This is a genomic window from Stenotrophomonas sp. CASM106 (genome assembly GCF_049384825.1).
In the GTDB taxonomy this organism is placed as follows: Bacteria; Pseudomonadota; Gammaproteobacteria; order Xanthomonadales; family Xanthomonadaceae; genus Stenotrophomonas; species Stenotrophomonas muris.
In genome coordinates, this window is record NZ_JBMRFS010000052.1 from 1 (window position 1) to 459 (window position 459).

Below are 459 nucleotides of genomic sequence, written 5' to 3' on the forward strand. Positions count from 1 at the left end.
CGGCGAGCCCGCCCAGGTTTGCGGCCGTCGTGGTCTTGCCGACGCCGCCCTTCGTTGAAATGATGGACACGACCTGCATGGCGCTCTCCGGCTGGGAATGGGAAGTCCGCGGGAGAGCGGGTCAGGTCCGGTGGTTGAGGCGCTCGGCGATCCACTGGTCGATTTCGATCGAATCCCAGCCGACAGCGCGCACGCCCAGGCGCAGCGCCTGAGGGAACTGGCGCTTCTTCATCAGGTTGTAGATGTGGGCGCGTTTGAAGCCGGACTTCGCTTCGACTTCATCGAGCCGCAGGATGCGGCGCTCGTTCGGCGGGAGTACAGGGGTCTGCGACATGGCGGTCACTCCTGAACGCTCGGTGGCGTTTGTAGGCGTGACCTCTATTCAATAGACCTGGCTGCGGAAAGACATTGCAAATGCAATCTCCGCGATTGCACATACAAGCTGGATAACCTCATGCG

General features: G+C 61.9%; 2 protein-coding genes. Both read right to left on the reverse strand.

Features of this window, described 5'->3' with window-relative positions:
• The coding region (locus VG556_RS22475) for a ParA family protein (protein WP_423180063.1) at positions 1 to 79 on the reverse strand (79 nt) is incomplete at its 3' end.
• Positions 80 to 121: 42 nt separating this feature from the next.
• Positions 122 to 334 carry an AlpA family transcriptional regulator gene (locus tag VG556_RS22480; protein ID WP_003090093.1) on the reverse strand — a complete coding sequence of 71 codons (213 nt, stop codon included), beginning with the start codon at positions 332 to 334 and terminating at the stop codon, positions 122 to 124.
• Positions 335 to 459: the final 125 nt, after the last annotated feature.